The sequence below is a fragment of the Streptomyces sp. NPDC056479 genome (assembly GCF_042795335.1).
GTDB lineage: Bacteria > Actinomycetota > Actinomycetes > Streptomycetales > Streptomycetaceae > Streptomyces.
In genome coordinates this window covers 496419-511752 of sequence record NZ_JBHTRZ010000004.1, presented here as the reverse complement: position 1 = coordinate 511752, position 15334 = coordinate 496419, and the positions used below count along the sequence as shown (strand labels likewise).

16 protein-coding genes are annotated in these 15334 nt (G+C 70.7%); 5 read left to right on the top strand and 11 right to left on the bottom strand.

The window, feature by feature from the left end; translation table 11 throughout:
* Positions 1 to 47: 47 nt before the first annotated feature.
* On the bottom strand, positions 48 to 401 hold the full coding sequence (locus ACFQ6S_RS18875) for a cytidine deaminase (RefSeq protein ID WP_383410537.1): 354 nt from the start codon (positions 399 to 401) through the stop codon (positions 48 to 50).
* A gap of 28 nt (positions 402 to 429) precedes the next feature.
* Positions 430 to 1251 carry a helix-turn-helix transcriptional regulator gene (locus tag ACFQ6S_RS18870; protein WP_383411296.1) on the bottom strand — a complete coding sequence of 274 codons (822 nt, stop codon included), beginning with the start codon at positions 1249 to 1251 and terminating at the stop codon, positions 430 to 432.
* A 148-nt stretch (positions 1252 to 1399) separates the two neighbouring features.
* Between ACFQ6S_RS18870 and ACFQ6S_RS18865 the strand changes: the two genes are divergently transcribed.
* Entirely contained in the window at positions 1400 to 2854 is a 1455-nt protein-coding gene (locus ACFQ6S_RS18865; protein ID WP_383410534.1) for an MFS transporter, read from the top strand.
* Here ACFQ6S_RS18865 and ACFQ6S_RS18860 read toward each other — a convergent pair.
* The 5 genes from ACFQ6S_RS18860 to era all read right to left on the bottom strand — a co-directional run bounded on the left by ACFQ6S_RS18860 (position 2816) and on the right by era (position 7603).
* Positions 2816 to 3175 (bottom strand): MmcQ/YjbR family DNA-binding protein, encoded by a 360-nt coding sequence (locus ACFQ6S_RS18860; RefSeq protein WP_383410531.1) that lies wholly within the window; start codon positions 3173 to 3175, stop codon positions 2816 to 2818. The genes ACFQ6S_RS18865 and ACFQ6S_RS18860 overlap by 39 nt on opposite strands.
* A 3-nt stretch (positions 3176 to 3178) precedes the next feature.
* The gene (locus ACFQ6S_RS18855; protein WP_383410528.1) at positions 3179 to 4480 is read right to left on the bottom strand and encodes a hemolysin family protein; all 1302 of its coding nucleotides are present in this window, start codon (positions 4478 to 4480) and stop codon (positions 3179 to 3181) included.
* Entirely contained in the window at positions 4477 to 4974 is a 498-nt protein-coding gene (gene ybeY, locus ACFQ6S_RS18850; protein ID WP_383410525.1) for an rRNA maturation RNase YbeY, read from the bottom strand. The genes ACFQ6S_RS18855 and ybeY overlap by 4 nt, the downstream gene beginning before the upstream one ends.
* A gap of 12 nt (positions 4975 to 4986) precedes the next feature.
* The gene (locus tag ACFQ6S_RS18845; protein ID WP_383410522.1) at positions 4987 to 6045 is read right to left on the bottom strand and encodes a PhoH family protein; all 1059 of its coding nucleotides are present in this window, start codon (positions 6043 to 6045) and stop codon (positions 4987 to 4989) included.
* Positions 6046 to 6643: 598 nt separating this feature from the next.
* On the bottom strand, positions 6644 to 7603 hold the full coding sequence (era, locus tag ACFQ6S_RS18840; RefSeq protein WP_383410519.1) for a GTPase Era: 960 nt from the start codon (positions 7601 to 7603) through the stop codon (positions 6644 to 6646).
* Positions 7604 to 7781: 178 nt separating this feature from the next.
* On the opposite strand from era, the gene ACFQ6S_RS18835 reads away from it, so the two are divergent.
* Entirely contained in the window at positions 7782 to 9101 is a 1320-nt protein-coding gene (locus tag ACFQ6S_RS18835) for an ammonium transporter (protein ID WP_383410516.1), read from the top strand.
* On the top strand, positions 9098 to 9436 hold the full coding sequence (locus ACFQ6S_RS18830) for a P-II family nitrogen regulator (RefSeq protein ID WP_383410513.1): 339 nt from the start codon (positions 9098 to 9100) through the stop codon (positions 9434 to 9436). Before ACFQ6S_RS18835 ends, ACFQ6S_RS18830 begins: the two co-directional genes overlap by 4 nt.
* 38 nt (positions 9437 to 9474) lie before the next feature.
* Here ACFQ6S_RS18830 and ACFQ6S_RS18825 read toward each other — a convergent pair whose 3' ends face one another.
* Positions 9475 to 9951 carry a hypothetical protein gene (locus ACFQ6S_RS18825; protein ID WP_383410511.1) on the bottom strand — a complete coding sequence of 159 codons (477 nt, stop codon included), beginning with the start codon at positions 9949 to 9951 and terminating at the stop codon, positions 9475 to 9477.
* Positions 9952 to 10168: 217 nt separating this feature from the next.
* Complete coding sequence (locus tag ACFQ6S_RS18820) at positions 10169 to 11017, bottom strand: helix-turn-helix transcriptional regulator (protein WP_383410509.1); 849 nt, start codon at positions 11015 to 11017, stop codon at positions 10169 to 10171.
* A gap of 119 nt (positions 11018 to 11136) precedes the next feature.
* Between ACFQ6S_RS18820 and ACFQ6S_RS18815 the strand changes: the two genes are divergently transcribed.
* The gene (locus tag ACFQ6S_RS18815; RefSeq protein WP_383410506.1) at positions 11137 to 11991 is read left to right on the top strand and encodes an NAD-dependent epimerase/dehydratase family protein; all 855 of its coding nucleotides are present in this window, start codon (positions 11137 to 11139) and stop codon (positions 11989 to 11991) included.
* A gap of 329 nt (positions 11992 to 12320) precedes the next feature.
* On the top strand, positions 12321 to 12692 hold the full coding sequence (locus ACFQ6S_RS18810) for a YchJ family protein (protein WP_383410503.1): 372 nt from the start codon (positions 12321 to 12323) through the stop codon (positions 12690 to 12692).
* A gap of 42 nt (positions 12693 to 12734) precedes the next feature.
* Here ACFQ6S_RS18810 and ACFQ6S_RS18805 read toward each other — a convergent pair whose 3' ends face one another.
* Together ACFQ6S_RS18805 and ACFQ6S_RS18800 are read right to left on the bottom strand one after the other, a co-directional pair.
* Positions 12735 to 13976 carry an MFS transporter gene (locus tag ACFQ6S_RS18805; RefSeq protein ID WP_383410500.1) on the bottom strand — a complete coding sequence of 414 codons (1242 nt, stop codon included), beginning with the start codon at positions 13974 to 13976 and terminating at the stop codon, positions 12735 to 12737.
* On the bottom strand, positions 13973 to 15307 hold the full coding sequence (locus ACFQ6S_RS18800; protein ID WP_383410497.1) for a GH1 family beta-glucosidase: 1335 nt from the start codon (positions 15305 to 15307) through the stop codon (positions 13973 to 13975). The genes ACFQ6S_RS18805 and ACFQ6S_RS18800 overlap by 4 nt, the downstream gene beginning before the upstream one ends.
* Between the last annotated feature and the right edge of the window lie 27 nt (positions 15308 to 15334).

Here is a 15334-nt window from a genome sequence, read left to right as displayed (position 1 = left end):
AGGGGATTTCGCAGACGCCGGTCAGGTTCGTCGCAGCGCTTCGAACCTCAGCCCGCCGTCACCGTCGACCGCACCGACCCGTCCGGCCCCGCCACCAGCACCGGCGTCCCGGGCCCGCCCAGATCCCGCACGGCGGCCCGGTCCACGTCCGACGCGCTCTCCGCCTCGGTCACGACCGCCGCCGCCTCCAGCGACGTGGCCCCCGACGCCACCGCCATCGCCACCGCCGTCTGGAGCGCGCTCAGCTTCAGGGACTCCAGCGCGACGGTCCCGGCGACATACGTACGGCCCGTGTCGTCCCGTACCGCCGCACCCTCGGGCACGCCGTTGCGGGCCCGCGCGGAACGGGCCAGGGTGACGATCTTGCGGTCCTCGGGATCGAGCGCGCTGTTGTCGGTCATGAGCTGAGCATACGTAGCGCCACCGCCCCTATCCGGCCACGGGGTACATCGCCCCGCGCCGGCCCTCGTGGGATGCCAGCCACTCCAGCTTCGCCGCCGTGTTCGCCTCGTCCAGGGGCGTGTGCAGGACGATCGACAGATCGGGGCGCACCGGCATCTTCATCACGCTCGACTCCATGCACAGCAGCCCGACCAGCGGATGTTCCAGCTCCTTGCGGATCTGCCCGGCGTCCTCGATGTCCCGCCGCTCCCACAGCGCGTTGAACTCCCCGCTGGACGCCTTCGCCTCGGACAGCACGGCCTGGAAGCCCTCGTCGTCGGGGTTGGCCGAGCAGACCGCGCGGAACTGCGCGACGACCGTGGCGGCGTTCTCCTCCCAGTTCCTCGCCCGCGACCGGTACATCGGGTCGGTGAAGAAGTCGAGCAGGCAGTTCCACCGCTTGCCGGGCCGCATGCCGAGCACGGTCGCGGCCGCGTCGTTGTGCATCACGCCGTTGTAGTACTTGTCCATGATGTGTGCCGGATACGGCATCCACGCGTCGATCAGCCGCCGCAGCCCGTCGCACATGTCCTGCTTCTCGGGCGCCACTTCGGCCACCGGCGGATTCAGCCCGGCCAGCAGATACAGATGGCGGCGCTCGGCGTTGCTCAGCCGCAGCACCCGGGCGACGGAGTCCAGCACCTGCGGCGAGACGGAGATCTCCCGCCCCTGTTCCAGCCACTGGTACCAGGAGGCGCCGACCCCGGCGAGCACCGCGACCTCCTCGCGCCGCAGGCCCGGTGTACGGCGCCGCGCCCCGCCGTCGGGCAGGCCCGCCTCGCCCGGTGTCACCCGGGCCCGCCGGCTCATCAGGAACTCGCGCAGCTCGCGCCGCCGATGGCTTTTCAGCGCGCCCTCGGACACGTACGGATCCCCCTCATCCCGTTGCCTGGTGGTACCACCACCAGCACAACTTCCCGCTCCCCACGGCTATTCCGGTGCCCGCAGGCTCTTGTCCATGGCGATCGACACCACCACGTCCACTCCCGCTCCCGCCCTCTCGCCCGACACCCCCCGGATGTCGACGCGCGACAAACTCGTCCTGTTCGTCCTGTGCGCCGCCCAGTTCATGGTCGCGCTCGACTTCTCCGTCCTGAACGTCGCCCTCCCCGTGCTGGGCGCCGACCTCGGCATGAGCCAGTCGGCCCTGCAGTGGGCGGTCACCGCGTTCGCGCTGCCGTCCGGCGGCTTCCTGCTCCTGTTCGGCCGCATCGGCGATCTGTACGGCCGCCGCAGGCTGTTCCTCACCGGTCTCGCCCTGTTCGCCGCCGCCTCGGTGCTCGCCACGTTCGCCTGGGGCCCGGCGTCCTTCCTCGCCGGACGCGCGCTGCAGGGCCTCGGCGCGGCGGTCATCGTCCCGACGGGCATGTCGCTGCTGACGACCACCTTCGCCGAGGGTCCCGCCCGCGACCGCGCGCTCGGCATCTCGGGGACGCTGATGTCTCTCGGCTTCACCATCGGCATGGTGGCCGGCGGCATCCTGACCGACGCGCTCGGCTGGCGCTCCACGATGGGCCTGCTCGCGGTCTTCGCGCTGGTCGTGCTGCCGCTCGCGCCCGGCCTGCTGCCCGAGTCCCGCACCCCGCAGCGCCCGCACCTGGACGTGCCGGGCGCGGTCACCGTCACCGGCGGTCTGCTCTCCCTGATCTACGCCCTGACGACGGCCGCCGACCACGGCTTCGGCCGCGCCGACGTCATCACGACACTGATCGCGGGCCTCGCGCTCCTGGCCGCGTTCGTGGTCGTCGAGTCCCGCACCGAGGCACCGCTGGTCTCCCTGCCCATGCTGCGCCGCCGCACGGTGGCGTGGGGCAACCTGGGCGGCCTGATCACCTTCTCCATGATGTCGACGGTGATCTTCGTCCTCACCCTCTACCTCCAGGAGATCCTGCACCTGTCGGCCTGGCAGACGGGCCTGGTCTTCGGCGTCCAGGGCGTCCTGTCGGTGATCGCGGGCATGCTCACCCCGCGCTTCGTCAGCCGCCTCGGCGCCCGCCGCACCCTGGTGCTCTCGCTCGCGGGCCAGGGCGCCTTCATCGCGGGCCTGCTGTTCCTCGACACCCACACCTGGTCCGTCTGGCTCGCCACGGCCGCCGTCTCGCTGGCGAGCATGTTCCACCTCGGTGCGATCATCTCCTACGGCGTGACGGTCACCTCCGGCGTCCCCGACGAGGAACAGGGCCTGGCCACCGGCCTGGTCACCTCGACCCAGCAGCTCGGCCTCACCATCGGCATCCCCCTGCTGGGCGTCCTCGCCACGACATCCGACGACCTGCTGTCCGGCACCCGCACGGTGATGGCCCTGAACACGGCGATCGTCCTGACCGCCGCGGCCCTGGTCGCCCTCGGCCTGCGCACCCGGCGGACGGCCGGCTCAGGGACGGTCGAGACGGAGCCGCTCGGCTCTAGGTAGCCCCGCCACCACGAGGTCGTACGAGTCCTCGACGAGCTCCCGGACCACCCGGTCCGGGAGCTCGCCGTCGACCGTCACCGTGTTCCAGTGCCGCTTGTTCATGTGCCACCCGGGGACGATCAGCCCCGGATACTCCCCGCGCAGCCGTACCGCGTCCTCCGGATCGCACTTCAGATTGACCGTCAGGGGCCGCCCGTCCAGGTTGGTCAGGGCGAAGAGTTTGCCGAGGACCTTGAAGACCGAGGTCTCGGGGTTGAACGGGAAGTCCTCCACGGCGGCGTTGAAGGACAGGCAGAGGGTGCGCAGTTCCTGAGGGGTCATGCGTCACTCGTCCCGCTTTTCCTTGGGCTCGGCCCGGCCGACCGGCTCCACCAGAACCGTGACGATCTTGTTTCGGCGGCCCGCCGAAGCCTCCGCGGTCAGGCGCAGCTCGCGGCCGTCGGGCAGCTCGACCTGGGACGACGCCCCGGCGATCGGGACCCGGCCCAGCGCCTTGGCCAGCAGTCCGCCGACGGTCTCCACGTCCTCGTCGTCGTACTCGTCGAGGCCGTACAGCTCGCCCAGGTCGGTGATGTCCAGACGGGCGGTGACACGGTAGCGGTCCTGGCCCAGCTCCTCCACCGGAGGCAGCTCACGGTCGTACTCGTCGGTGATCTCGCCGACGATCTCCTCGAGGATGTCCTCGATGGTGACGATGCCGGCGGTGCCGCCGTACTCGTCGATGACGACGGCGACGTGATTGCGCTCCTTCTGCATCTCGCGCAGCAGGTCACCGGCGTTCTTGGTGTCGGGCACGAAGAACGCGGGCCGCATCGCCGTCGACACCAGCTCGCTCTCCGCGTCCCGGGAGATGTGCGTCTTGCGGGCCAGGTCCTTCAGATACACCATCCCGACGACGTCGTCCTCGCTCTCCCCGACCACCGGGATGCGCGAGAAACCGGAGCGCAGGGCGAGGGTGAGGGCCTGGCGGATGGTCTTGTAGCGCTCGATGACGACGAGGTCGGTCCTCGGGACCATGACCTCCCGAACGAGCGTGTCGCCCAGCTCGAAGATCGAGTGCACCATCCGGCGCTCCTCGTCCTCGATCAGCGACTCCTTCTCGGCGAGATCGACCAGCGCGCGCAGCTCCGCCTCGGAGGCGAAGGGGCCGCGCCGGAAGCCCTTGCCGGGGGTGAGGGCGTTGCCGATGAGGATCAGCAGATACGGGATCGGGCCCATGATCCGCGCGAGCGGCAGCAGCACGTACGCCGCCGCCGTCGCCGTGTTCAGCGGATGCTGGCGGCCGATGGTGCGCGGGGAGACCCCGACGGCGACGTACGACACCAGGACCATGACCGCTATCGCGACCAGCAGGGCCTCGGTGGTGCTGTCGAACTCCTTCAGGCTGGCGTAGGTCACCAGCGCGGCGGCGGCCATCTCGCAGGCCACGCGCACCAGCAGCGCCACGTTCAGATAGCGCGTCGGGTCGGCGGCGACCAGCGCGAGCTTCTCGCTGCCGCGCCGGCCGCTGCGTACGGCCTCTTCGGCGCGGAAGCTGGAGACACGCGCCAGGCCCGCCTCCGCGCAGGCGGCGAGCCAGGCGACGACCACCAGGGCGATGGCGCCGGAGACGAGGGGGAGGCTCATGACACGGTCGGGGCCGGGGAGGGGCCGGTCAGACCCTTCTCCGCACGCCAGCCGTCCACGATGGCCGCCTGCAGGCCGAACATCTCGGCCTTCTCGTCGGGCTCCTCGTGGTCGTACCCGAGGAGGTGCAGCACACCATGGACGGTGAGCAGCTGGAGCTCCTCGTCCATGGTGTGCTGGGTGGGCGCTTCCGTGCCCTGCTTCGCGGCGACCTCGGGGCAGAGCACGATGTCACCGAGCAGCCCCTGGGGCGGCTCCTCCTCGTCCTTCGAGGGGGGCCGCAGCTCGTCCATGGGGAAGGACATGACATCCGTCGGGCCGGGGAGGTCCATCCACTGGATGTGGAGCTGCTCCATGGCTTCGGCGTCAACGACGATCACCGAGAGCTCGGAGAGCGGGTGGATGCGCATCCGCGCGAGTGCGTAGCGGGCGATGTCGAGGATCGCCTGCTCGTCGACCTCGGTTCCGGACTCGTTGTTGACGTCGATCGACATGGTCGCGCTGGTCTACTTCCGTTTGTTACGGGCGCCCGTGTGGGTGCCGTTCTCCGTGCCGTTACGGCTGTCGTACTTCTCGTACGCGTCGACGATACGGCCGACCAGCTTGTGCCGTACGACATCGTGGGACGTGAGCCGGGAGAAGTGGACGTCGTCGAGGCCCTCCAGGATGTCCTGGACCTGACGCAGACCCGACTTGGTGCCGCTCGGCAGGTCGACCTGGGTGACGTCACCCGTGATCACGATCTTCGAGTCGAAGCCGAGGCGGGTGAGGAACATCTTCATCTGCTCGGGCGAGGTGTTCTGGGCCTCGTCCAGGATGATGAAGGCGTCGTTGAGCGTACGACCGCGCATGTAGGCGAGCGGGGCGACCTCGATCGTCCCGGCCGCCATCAGCCGCGGGATCGAGTCCGGGTCCAGCATGTCGTGCAGCGCGTCGTACAGCGGGCGCAGATACGGGTCGATCTTCTCGTAGAGCGTGCCGGGCAGGAAGCCCAGACGCTCGCCGGCCTCGACCGCCGGGCGGGTCAGGATGATGCGGTTGACCTGCTTGGACTGGAGGGCCTGGACGGCCTTGGCCATGGCCAGGTAGGTCTTGCCGGTGCCGGCGGGGCCGATACCGAAGACGACGGTGTGCTTGTCGATGGCGTCGACGTACCGCTTCTGGTTGAGCGTCTTGGGGCGGATGGTGCGGCCGCGCGAGGACAGGATGTTCTGTGTGAGTACTTCGGCCGGGGTCTCCTGGCCGTCGCCCTCCCCGTTCTCACTCGCCCGCAGCATGGCGATCGAGCGTTCCACTGCGTCCTCCGTCATCGGCTGTCCGGTGCGGAGCACCAGCATCATCTCGTCGAACAGGCGCTGTATGAGGGCGACTTCCGCGGAGTCGCCGACCGCGCTGATCTCATTGCCCCGGACGTGGATGTCGGCCGCCGGGAAGGCCTTCTCGATCACGCGCAGCAGGGAGTCGCCGGACCCCAGCACGGTCACCATGGGGTGCTGGGCGGGGACGGTGAACTGTGCTCTCGCCTGTCCCTGCGCGGGTGTGTGAGCTGTGGGTGTCTGAGTCATGGGCCGGCTCGTAGGCCTTGCTCGTCCTCCTCGATACGACTCGCCCGCCACAGGGGCGGCCTGGCGATTTCAAGGGTACGCCGCAGGACTGACACTGCCGTAGGGCTTTTCGACGAGGAGGTTACGGCTCTCAGAAGCCGAGCTTGCGCGGCTGTACGGATCCCGCTGCCGGCCGTTGGCGACCTTCACATGCAGGTCCAGGCTGTATCGATGTGCGGCTACCGCCGCGCGGTCGGCGCTGCCCGTCCCTGCCCGCGCGGCTCAGGAGCCCAGCTTGCGCGGCTGTCGGGGTCGCGCTGCCAGTCCTTGGCGACCTTCACATGCAGGTCCAGGCTGTATCGATATGCGCTGCCGCCGCCCGGCTCAGGAGCCCAGCTTGCGCGGCTGTCGCGGATCGCGCTGCCAGTCCTTCGCCACCTTCACATGCAGGTCCAGGCTGTATCGATGTGCGGCTACCGCCGCGCGGCCGGCGCTGCCCGTCCTTGCCCGCGCGGCTCAGGAGCTCAGCTTGCGCGGCTGTCGGGGGTCGCGCTGCCAGTCCTTGGCGACCTTCACATGCAGGCCGAGGCTGTATCGATATGTGCTGCCGCCGCCCGGCTCAGAAGCCCAGCTTGCGCAGCTGGCGCGGATCGCGCTGCCAGTCCTTCGCCACCTTCACATGCAGGTCCAGGAAGACCGGCGTACCCAGGAGCGCCTCGATCTGCTTGCGGGACTTGATGCCGACGTCCTTCAGGCGCTTGCCCTTGGGGCCGATGATGATGCCCTTCTGGCTGGGGCGCTCGATGTAGACGAAGGCGTGGATGTCCAGGAGGGGCTTGTCGGCGGGGCGGTCCTCGCGGGGGAGCATCTCCTCGACGACGACCGCGATGGAGTGCGGGAGCTCGTCCCGTACGCCCTCCAGCGCGGCCTCGCGGATCAGCTCCGCGATCATGACCTGCTCGGGCTCGTCGGTGAGGTCGCCCTCGGGGTAGAGCGCAGGGCCCTCCGGAAGGAGCGGGACGATCAGGTCGGCCAGCAGGTCCACCTGCTTGTCGCCGACCGCCGAGACGGGGACGATCTCGGCCCACTCGAAGCCCAGCTCCTTGCCGAGCTGGTCGATCGCGATCAGCTGCTCGGCCAGGGTCTTGCTGTCCACCAGGTCGGTCTTCGTGACGATCGCGATCTTCGGCGTCTTCTTGATCGACGCCAGTTCCTTCGCGATGAAGCGGTCACCGGGGCCGAGCTTCTCGTTCGCGGGCAGGCAGAAGCCGATCACGTCGACCTCGGCCCAGGTGGTGCGCACGATGTCGTTGAGGCGTTCGCCGAGCAGGGTGCGCGGCTTGTGCAGTCCGGGGGTGTCCACCAGGATCAGCTGGGCGTCGGTCCGGTGCACGATCCCGCGCACGGTGTGCCGCGTCGTCTGCGGCTGGTTCGCGGTGATCGCCACCTTCTGGCCGACCAGAGCATTCGTGAGAGTGGACTTGCCCGCGTTGGGGCGGCCCACGAAGCAGGCGAAGCCGGCGCGGTGGGGTGCCTCCGACGATGCCGACGACTCGGATGACTTGCTGCGAACGCTCATGGCGCCCATTCTCCCTGATCCACAAGGCCCTGCCGCACAAGGGAGCGACCACCCACCCCCCGTCCTGTGAGCCTCCGGAAACCCTCGCGCAATGAAACACCCCGGAAACACACTCGTGCACAACCGGAAACGCACTCCCGTGACTCTCTGACGAGCCCCCACACCGTTGGAGACCACCGTGCCCCTCGCCGCCGCAAGCGTCGACACCGGCGACACCGCCTGGCTGCTCGCCGCCACCGCCCTCGTGCTGCTGATGACCCCGGGCCTGGCCCTGTTCTACGGCGGCATGGTCCGCACGAAGAGCGTCCTCAACATGCTGATGATGAGCTTCGTCGCCATCGCCCTGGTGACGGTCGTATGGCTGGCCTGCGGCTACTCCCTCGCCTTCGGGGACGACGCGATCGGCGGTCTCATCGGCGGCCTCGACCACGTCGGCATGGCCGGCCTCGGACCGGACAGCGTCCAGGGCACCGTCCCCACCGTCCTGTTCGCCACCTTCCAGCTCACCTTCGCGATCGTCACCGCCGCGCTGGTCAGCGGCGCCGTAGCGGACCGGGCGAAGTTCGGGGCGTGGGTGGTGTTCGTGCCGGTGTGGGCGCTGCTCGTATACGTTCCCGTCGCGCACTGGACCTGGGGCCCCGGCGGCTGGATCCTCGAACACCTCGGCGCCCTCGACTTCGCCGGCGGTCTCCCCGTCGAGATCACCTCCGGCGCCTCCGGGCTCGCCCTGTGCCTGGTCCTCGGCCCGCGGCTCGGGTTCAAGAAGGACGCGATGCGGCCGCACAACCTGCCGATGGTCGTGCTCGGCGCCGGTCTGCTCTGGTTCGGCTGGTTCGGGTTCAACGCCGGCTCCGCCCTCGGCGCCAACGGCCTCGCCGCCGCCGCGTTCCTCAACACCCTCGCCGCCGGCTGCACCGGCCTGCTCGGCTGGCTCTTCGTCGAGCACAAGCGCGACGGTCACCCCACCACCCTGGGCGCCGCGTCCGGCGCGGTCGCCGGACTCGTCGCCATCACGCCCTCCTGCGGCTCGGTCTCCCTGCTCGGCGCGCTCGTGATCGGCCTCGCCGCCGGTGTCGTCTGCTCCTACGCCGTCGGCTGGAAGTTCAAGTTCAACTACGACGACTCCCTGGACGTCGTCGGCGTCCACCTCGTCGGCGGTGTCATCGGCACCCTGCTGATCGGCGTCTTCGCGACGGCGACCATGACGGGCGGGGCCGAGGGCCTGCTGTACGGCGGCGGGCTCGCGCAGCTCGGCAAGCAGCTGGTGGCGATCGTGGCCGTGGGCGCGTACGCCTTCCTCGTCACCTACGGCATCGCCAAGGTCATCGACAGGGCCATGGGCTTTCGCGCGAGCGAGGAGCAGGAGCACAGCGGCCTGGACCTTACGGTGCACGCCGAGACCGCCTACGATCACGGGGTCCTGGGGCATGGCGCCCCGGTCACCGCGTCCCTCTCCTCCTCCGTCCCCGCCGCCCAGAAGGTCAAGAAGCAGGCATGAAGCTCATCACCGCGATCGTCAAGCCGTACCGGCTGGACGAGGTCAAGACCGCTCTCCAGGAGATCGGTGTGCACGGTCTGACCGTGACCGAGGCGAGCGGCTACGGCCGCCAGCGCGGGCACACCGAGGTGTACCGCGGCGCCGAGTACCGGGTCGACCTGGTGCCGAAGGTCCGCATCGAGGTGGTCGTCGACGACGCGGCCGCCGAGGACGTCATCGACGCCGTCGTGAAGGCCGCCCAGACCGGCAAGATCGGCGACGGCAAGGTCTGGGCGGTGCCGGTCGAGACGGTCGTACGGGTACGGACGGGCGAGCGCGGCCCCGACGCGCTGTAGCAGCGTCGGGACCGCGCCTCATCAGCGCGTCACGCGCCTCAGTCGAACACGAACGGGCCCGGCGACTGCGGCCCGGTCGCCGTGCAGGTGATGGTGATGCCGAAGACGGTCATCTGCAGCGAGCCGCCGAAGGCCTCCAGGCTGTCTCCGGAGGCCACGGTGCCGCTGAGCGGGCCGACCTGGACGGGGTCGCCGGCGGCCATCGCCGGGTTCTCGGTGCCGGAGAAGGCGACGGTGCCGCCGCCCGCCTTCGCCAGGGTGAGCGTCGAGGCGATCGAGTCCTCCCCGAGCGCGATCGGCGCGGTGATCGCGGAGGAGTTGACGGTGACGGTGGCGGCGGTGCCGTCCTGCGTCGCCGTGAGGGTGGCCTCGCCGCCTCCGAAGCTGCCGCAGTCGGCGGTGATCGTGGCGGTGGCGGGGGTGACGGCGAAGGCGGCGGGTGCGAAGGCCAGGCCGGTGACGGCGAGGACCCCGGCCGCTAAGGCCGCACCTGCTCCAATGCGCGTTCGTCTCATGGGGAATCGCTCCCTTTCGGGGGTGGGGGAATGTGCTCTGTGGGGGGGGCTGCTCGGCAGGTGGGTGCGGGCACACTGAGCCGAGACCGAATCTGACGGTCCGTCGGAAACCGTCGGTTCCATTGATGCGCGTGGGGCGAGGGTCGGCAAGGGTGATTTCCGGCCTCAACTACCGACGGGTCAACTACCGCCCCGAAACGAGCCGCCGGCCCGGTCGTCAGGCCTTGCTCGGTGACATGTCCTGGAGGCCCACCACGCGCAGCAGCCGAAGGCGTTCGTAGGCCTCCGTGCCGGGGCGGGCGGAGTGGACGACCAGGAGGTGGTGGTGCTCGTGGCTGACCATGACCTCGCAGTCCAGCTCCAGCAGACCGACCAGGGGATGCACGAACCGCTTGGTCGCCCGGTTGCGTTGGGACACCTCGTGCTCGTCCCACAGCCGGGCGAACTCCTCGCTCCCCGCGCGCAGTTCGGCGACCAGCGCGGCCGGTTCCGGGTCGTCGGGGCGGGCCGCGGCCACCGCGCGCAGGGTGGACACCTGGGTGCGCGCGTGGGCCTCCAGGTCCTCAGGAGGGAAGAGCGTGCGCGCGGTCGGGTCCAGGAAGAACAGGCGCATGAGATTGCGCTCGCGCCGCGGGCGGGACATCACGTCGCCGACCAGCGCCCTGGCCATCGAGTTCTGCGCGAGCACCTCACCGCAGTCGTTCACCACCTGCGCGGGGGTGTCGTGCAGCCGGTCCAGGATCAGCAGCAGCCCCGGGCGGACATGTGCCGAGGCCGTCTCGCGTCGCGGCGGCTCCTCGCCTGCCAGGTGGAACAGATGGTCCTGCTCGACGTCGGTCAGGCGCAGCGCACGGCCCAGGGCCGTCAGCATCTGGCGGGACGGGCGCGGGCCCCGGGACTGTTCCAGCCGGGTGTAGTAGTCCACCGACATACCCGCGAGCTGTGCCACCTCCTCACGCCGCAGGCCTGGCGTACGGCGCCGGGAGCCCGCTGTCAGGCCGACGTCGGAGGGGATCAGCCGGGCGCGGCCGCGGCGCAGGAAGTCGGCGAGTTCGGCTCGGTTCACCCCTCCAGCCTGCGGCACGGCGCGCGCCTTATCCAGGGACTGCCGATCCCCTGATCAACAGGTCTCTCCCGCTCGCACCGGCCCCGTCCGAGGGTGGTCGGTGACGAGAGGAGCAGATCATGCTGACATTGGTGACAGGTACGACGGGACAGGTCGGCCGCCGCTTCGTACCGAGGCTGCTGGCGCAGTCCAGGCCGGGGGAGCGGGTGCGCGTGCTGGTGCGTGACCCGGCGCGGGGCGAGCCTTTCGCCGACCTCGGCGCCGAGGTCGTGGTCGGCGACCTGCGGGACGCCGAGGTGCTCGGCAAGGCCGTGGCCGGGGTCGACGCGGTGGTCAACGTCGCCGCGTCCTTCCGCGGAGTGCCGGACGAGGAGGCATGGGCGGTCAACCGGGACGCGGCCGTGGAGCTGGGCCGCGCCGCACAGGCGGCCGGAGTGCACAGGTTCGTGCAGGTCAGCACGGGACTCGTGTACGGCACCGGACGGGGCCGCCCGCTGACCGAGGACGACGAGAGCCGGCCCGGCGGGACGATGTGGGGCGCCTACCCCGAGTCCAAGGCGGAGGCCGAACGGGAACTGCTCGCGCTGGAGGGCCTGGACGTGCGCGTCGGCCGGCTCCCCTTCGTCTACGGCGAGGGCGATCCGCACCTCGCCCAGTCCCTGATGTGGGCCCGGAACTGGGCGGCCACCCAGCGGCTCCAGATGGGCCATCACGCGGACGTCGCCCAGGCGCTGCTGCGCATCCTGCACGCGCCGGGCATCGCCGGCCGCATCTACAACATCGCCGACGACGCCCCCGTCACCGCGGTCGAGCTGCACCAGCTCAACGGCGTCGACGTCCCGGCCGAACTGTACGACCGCACGGACCCCGACCCGTGGCTCGTGATCACCTCCACGGACCGCATCCGCCGGGAGCTGGGGTACCGGCCCCGGTATCCGTCGGTCTATGCGGCCCGGGACGCCGGAGTGCTCTGACCGGACCTGCATCGTGCAGCCGTCCGGGCCGCGTACGCCGTCGATCCAATCGGTGCTGTTCTCGATGTAGTAGCTGGACATGATCCCGTACCTGTCCCAGCCTCGCGGCGAGACCATCACCCAGTACGGGTTGCGGTTGCCCTCGTTGACGTCGCGGATGTCGACCCCGTCGGCCCACACGCCGTACCCACCACGGCCGTGCCCCTCGGCCGCGGCGCTCTGAGCGGTGGTGAACACGAGGGCGAGTGCTCCGGCGGCGGCGAGTGCCGCGGTCCCTGACATCCGTCAGGGTCCCGTCACCCTGCACAGCGCACTGCACAATGGCCGCCATGACCACGCGTTCCTGCCCGTGCGGGCAGCCCGAGCCCTACGACAAGTGCTGCGGCCGCTACCACTCCGGTACCGCCGCCCCCACCGCCGAGGCGCTCATGCGGTCGCGTTACAGCGCCTTCGTCAAGGGCGATGCGGCGTACCTGCTGCGGACCTGGCATCCGCGGACGCGGCCCGAGCGGCTGGAACTCGATCCGGGGATGCGGTGGACCGGGCTGGAGATCCTGGACACGACGGACGGGTCGGCTTTCCATGCCACCGGGACCGTGACCTTCCGTGCCTCCTACCGGGGCGGCTCGCTGCATGAGCGAAGCAGGTTCGAGCGGGTCGACGGGGCCTGGGTGTATGTGGACGGGGAGTTCGTGGACTGACCCTCTGGTCCGCACCGTGATCCGCATCCCTGGTCCGCACCCCTAGTCCACACCCTTGATCCGCCCCACCAGCACCGCCCCGGCCAGCCCCACCGCCGCCGCCACCAGATACAGCACCCGGTATCCGCCCAGGTAGGTGACGATCGGCGCGGCCAGGGCGGGGGCGGCGACCTGGGGCAGGGCGTTGGCGACGTTGATGACGCCCAGGTCCTTGCCCCGGTCGAGGGCCTTCGGCAGGACGTCCGTCATCAGGGCGAAGTCGACCGACATGAACACCCCCAGGGCCACCCCCAGCAACGCCGCCACGACGATCGCGCCCGCCCAGGTCTGCCAGGCGGCGAGCAGCGCGGTGGCCGCCGCCATCAGCACCCCGGACCACCTCACGAAGGGCTTGCGGCGCCCCACACGGTCCGACCACACGCCGCCCACCACGACCGTGGCCAGCAGAGCCACGCTGTCCACCGCGGTCAGGATCAGCACCCCCTGCTCGGGGTCGTCGTGGTGGAGGCGGTCCCGCAGGTAGTACAGGAGGTAGAGGATCACCAGCGCGTTGCTGAGGTTGATCAGGAAGCGCGTCAGCCAGGCCCAGCCGAAGTCCGGGTGGCGGCGCGGGCTCAGCCAGAAGCCGCGGACGAAGGAACGCCGGTCCCACACCGGCCGGTCCGCGACCCCCAGCCTGAGATCCCGGTACCGCAGTACGTACGGCAGCACCCCCGCCAGGGCGAACACCGCGCACGCCGCATACCCCGCCGCGATCCCGCCCGCCGCCGTCGCAAGACCCGTACCGACGACCGCCCCGAGGATCTGCGCCGCCCCCAACCAGCCGCCCACCACGCCCCGTTGGAGCCGCGGCACCCGGTCCGGCACGGCCGCCGTCACCGCCGCGAAGGCCGCGTTCAGGGTCAGCTGGACCAGGCACCAGCCGACCGCCATCGTCCACAGCCCGTCCGCCCCGGCGAGCAGCAGCAGCGACAGCGCGCCGCCCGCCGCGCCGGCCACGATCCACGGCGCACGGCGGCCCCAGCGGGCCGTGGTGCGGTCCGACAGCGCGCCGAAGAGCGGGTTCGCCACCAGCGACACGACCGCGCCCACGCCCGTCACCCAGGCCAGCAGGGTCTCCTTCGACATCCCCGTGCCGGGCGCGAAGTCCTCCGACTGCCGGGCCAGCAGGATCTGCAGCGGGCCGTACCAGCCCACCCAGATCGCCACGTTGGCCAGCGAGAGCGCCGCGGTCCAGCCCCGGCCGACCCGGTCCGTGGGCTCGGCCAGGGCGTCGACCGTCATCCCTGCGCCCGGAGCACGTCCCGCAGCCAGCCGTACGACGCCTTGGGCGTCCGCTCTTGCGTCTCGTAGTCCACGTGCACCAGCCCGAACCGGCGCGCGTACCCCTCGGCCCACTCGAAGTTGTCGAGCAGCGACCAGACGAAGTACCCGCGGACGTCCACGCCCGCCTCCACCGCCCGGTGCAGGGCGCGGATGTGGCCGTCCAGGTAGGCGATCCGCTCCTGGTCGTCGACGCCCTCGTACGAGCAGCCGTTCTCGGTGATGACCACGGGCGGCAGCCGGTCGCCGTAGCGCTCGCGGAAGCCGGTGAGCAGCTCCGTCAGACCCTCGGGGACCACCGGCCAGCCGAAGTCCGTGGTCGGCACTCCCTCGATCTCCCGCACGGAGAAGGGGAGTTCGGCTGGCATGCGCACCCCGCCGAAATCGATCTCGGTGCCCTGCGGGGCGCCCACGCGGGTCGGCGCGTAGTAGTTGACGCCGTAGAAGTCGAGGGGCTCCGAGACGACCTTCAGGTCCGCCTCGACATCGCCGGGCATCAACTCGCCGATGCCCTCCGGGTACTGGCCGAGCAGCACGGGGTCGGCGAACAGGCGGTTGAGGAGTACGTCGTAGAAGTCGGCCGCCTCGATGTCCGCCTGCTCCCGCGACGCCGGCCAGGTCGGCCCGTGCGAGTTGGCGATCCCGATGTCGGTCGCGCCGGCCGCGCGCAGGGCCCGTACCGCGAGACCGTGCGCCAGCAGCTGGTGGTGGGCGACCGGGAGGGCGTCGAAGAGGAGCTGCCTGCCGGGTGCGTGGGTGCCGAGGGCGTGGCCCAGCAGGGTGTGCTCGGCGGGTTCGTTGAGGGTGATCCACTTCTGGACGCGGTCACCGAGGCGCTCGGCGACCAGAGACACGTACTCGGCGAAACGGGCGGCGGTGTCCCGGTCCAGCCAGTCCAGGGAGACCGGCAGATCCCAGTGGAAGAGCGTCGGCACCGGCCGTACGCCCGCCGCGCACAGCTCGTCCACCAGCCGGTCGTAGAAGTCGAGGCCCTTGGGGGAGTTGACCCGCGGCCACGAGATCGAGAAGCGGTACGCGCCGGCGCCCAGGTCGGCCAGCAGCGCCACGTCCTCGCGGTAGCGGTGGTAGTGGTCGCAGGCCACCTCGGCCGTGGAGCCGTCCTTCACCCGTCCCGGCTCGGCCGTGAAGGCGTCCCACACGGACCGCTCACGCTCGTCCACCGCCCCTTCGATCTGGTGGGCCGAGGTCGAGACGCCCCACAGGAAGCCGGCCGGGAAACGGGGTATCGGGCTCTGCGCACCGCGCTCATCGATCGCCATGCGCCGGATCATCCGTACCGGCGGTAACGGAAGTCAACG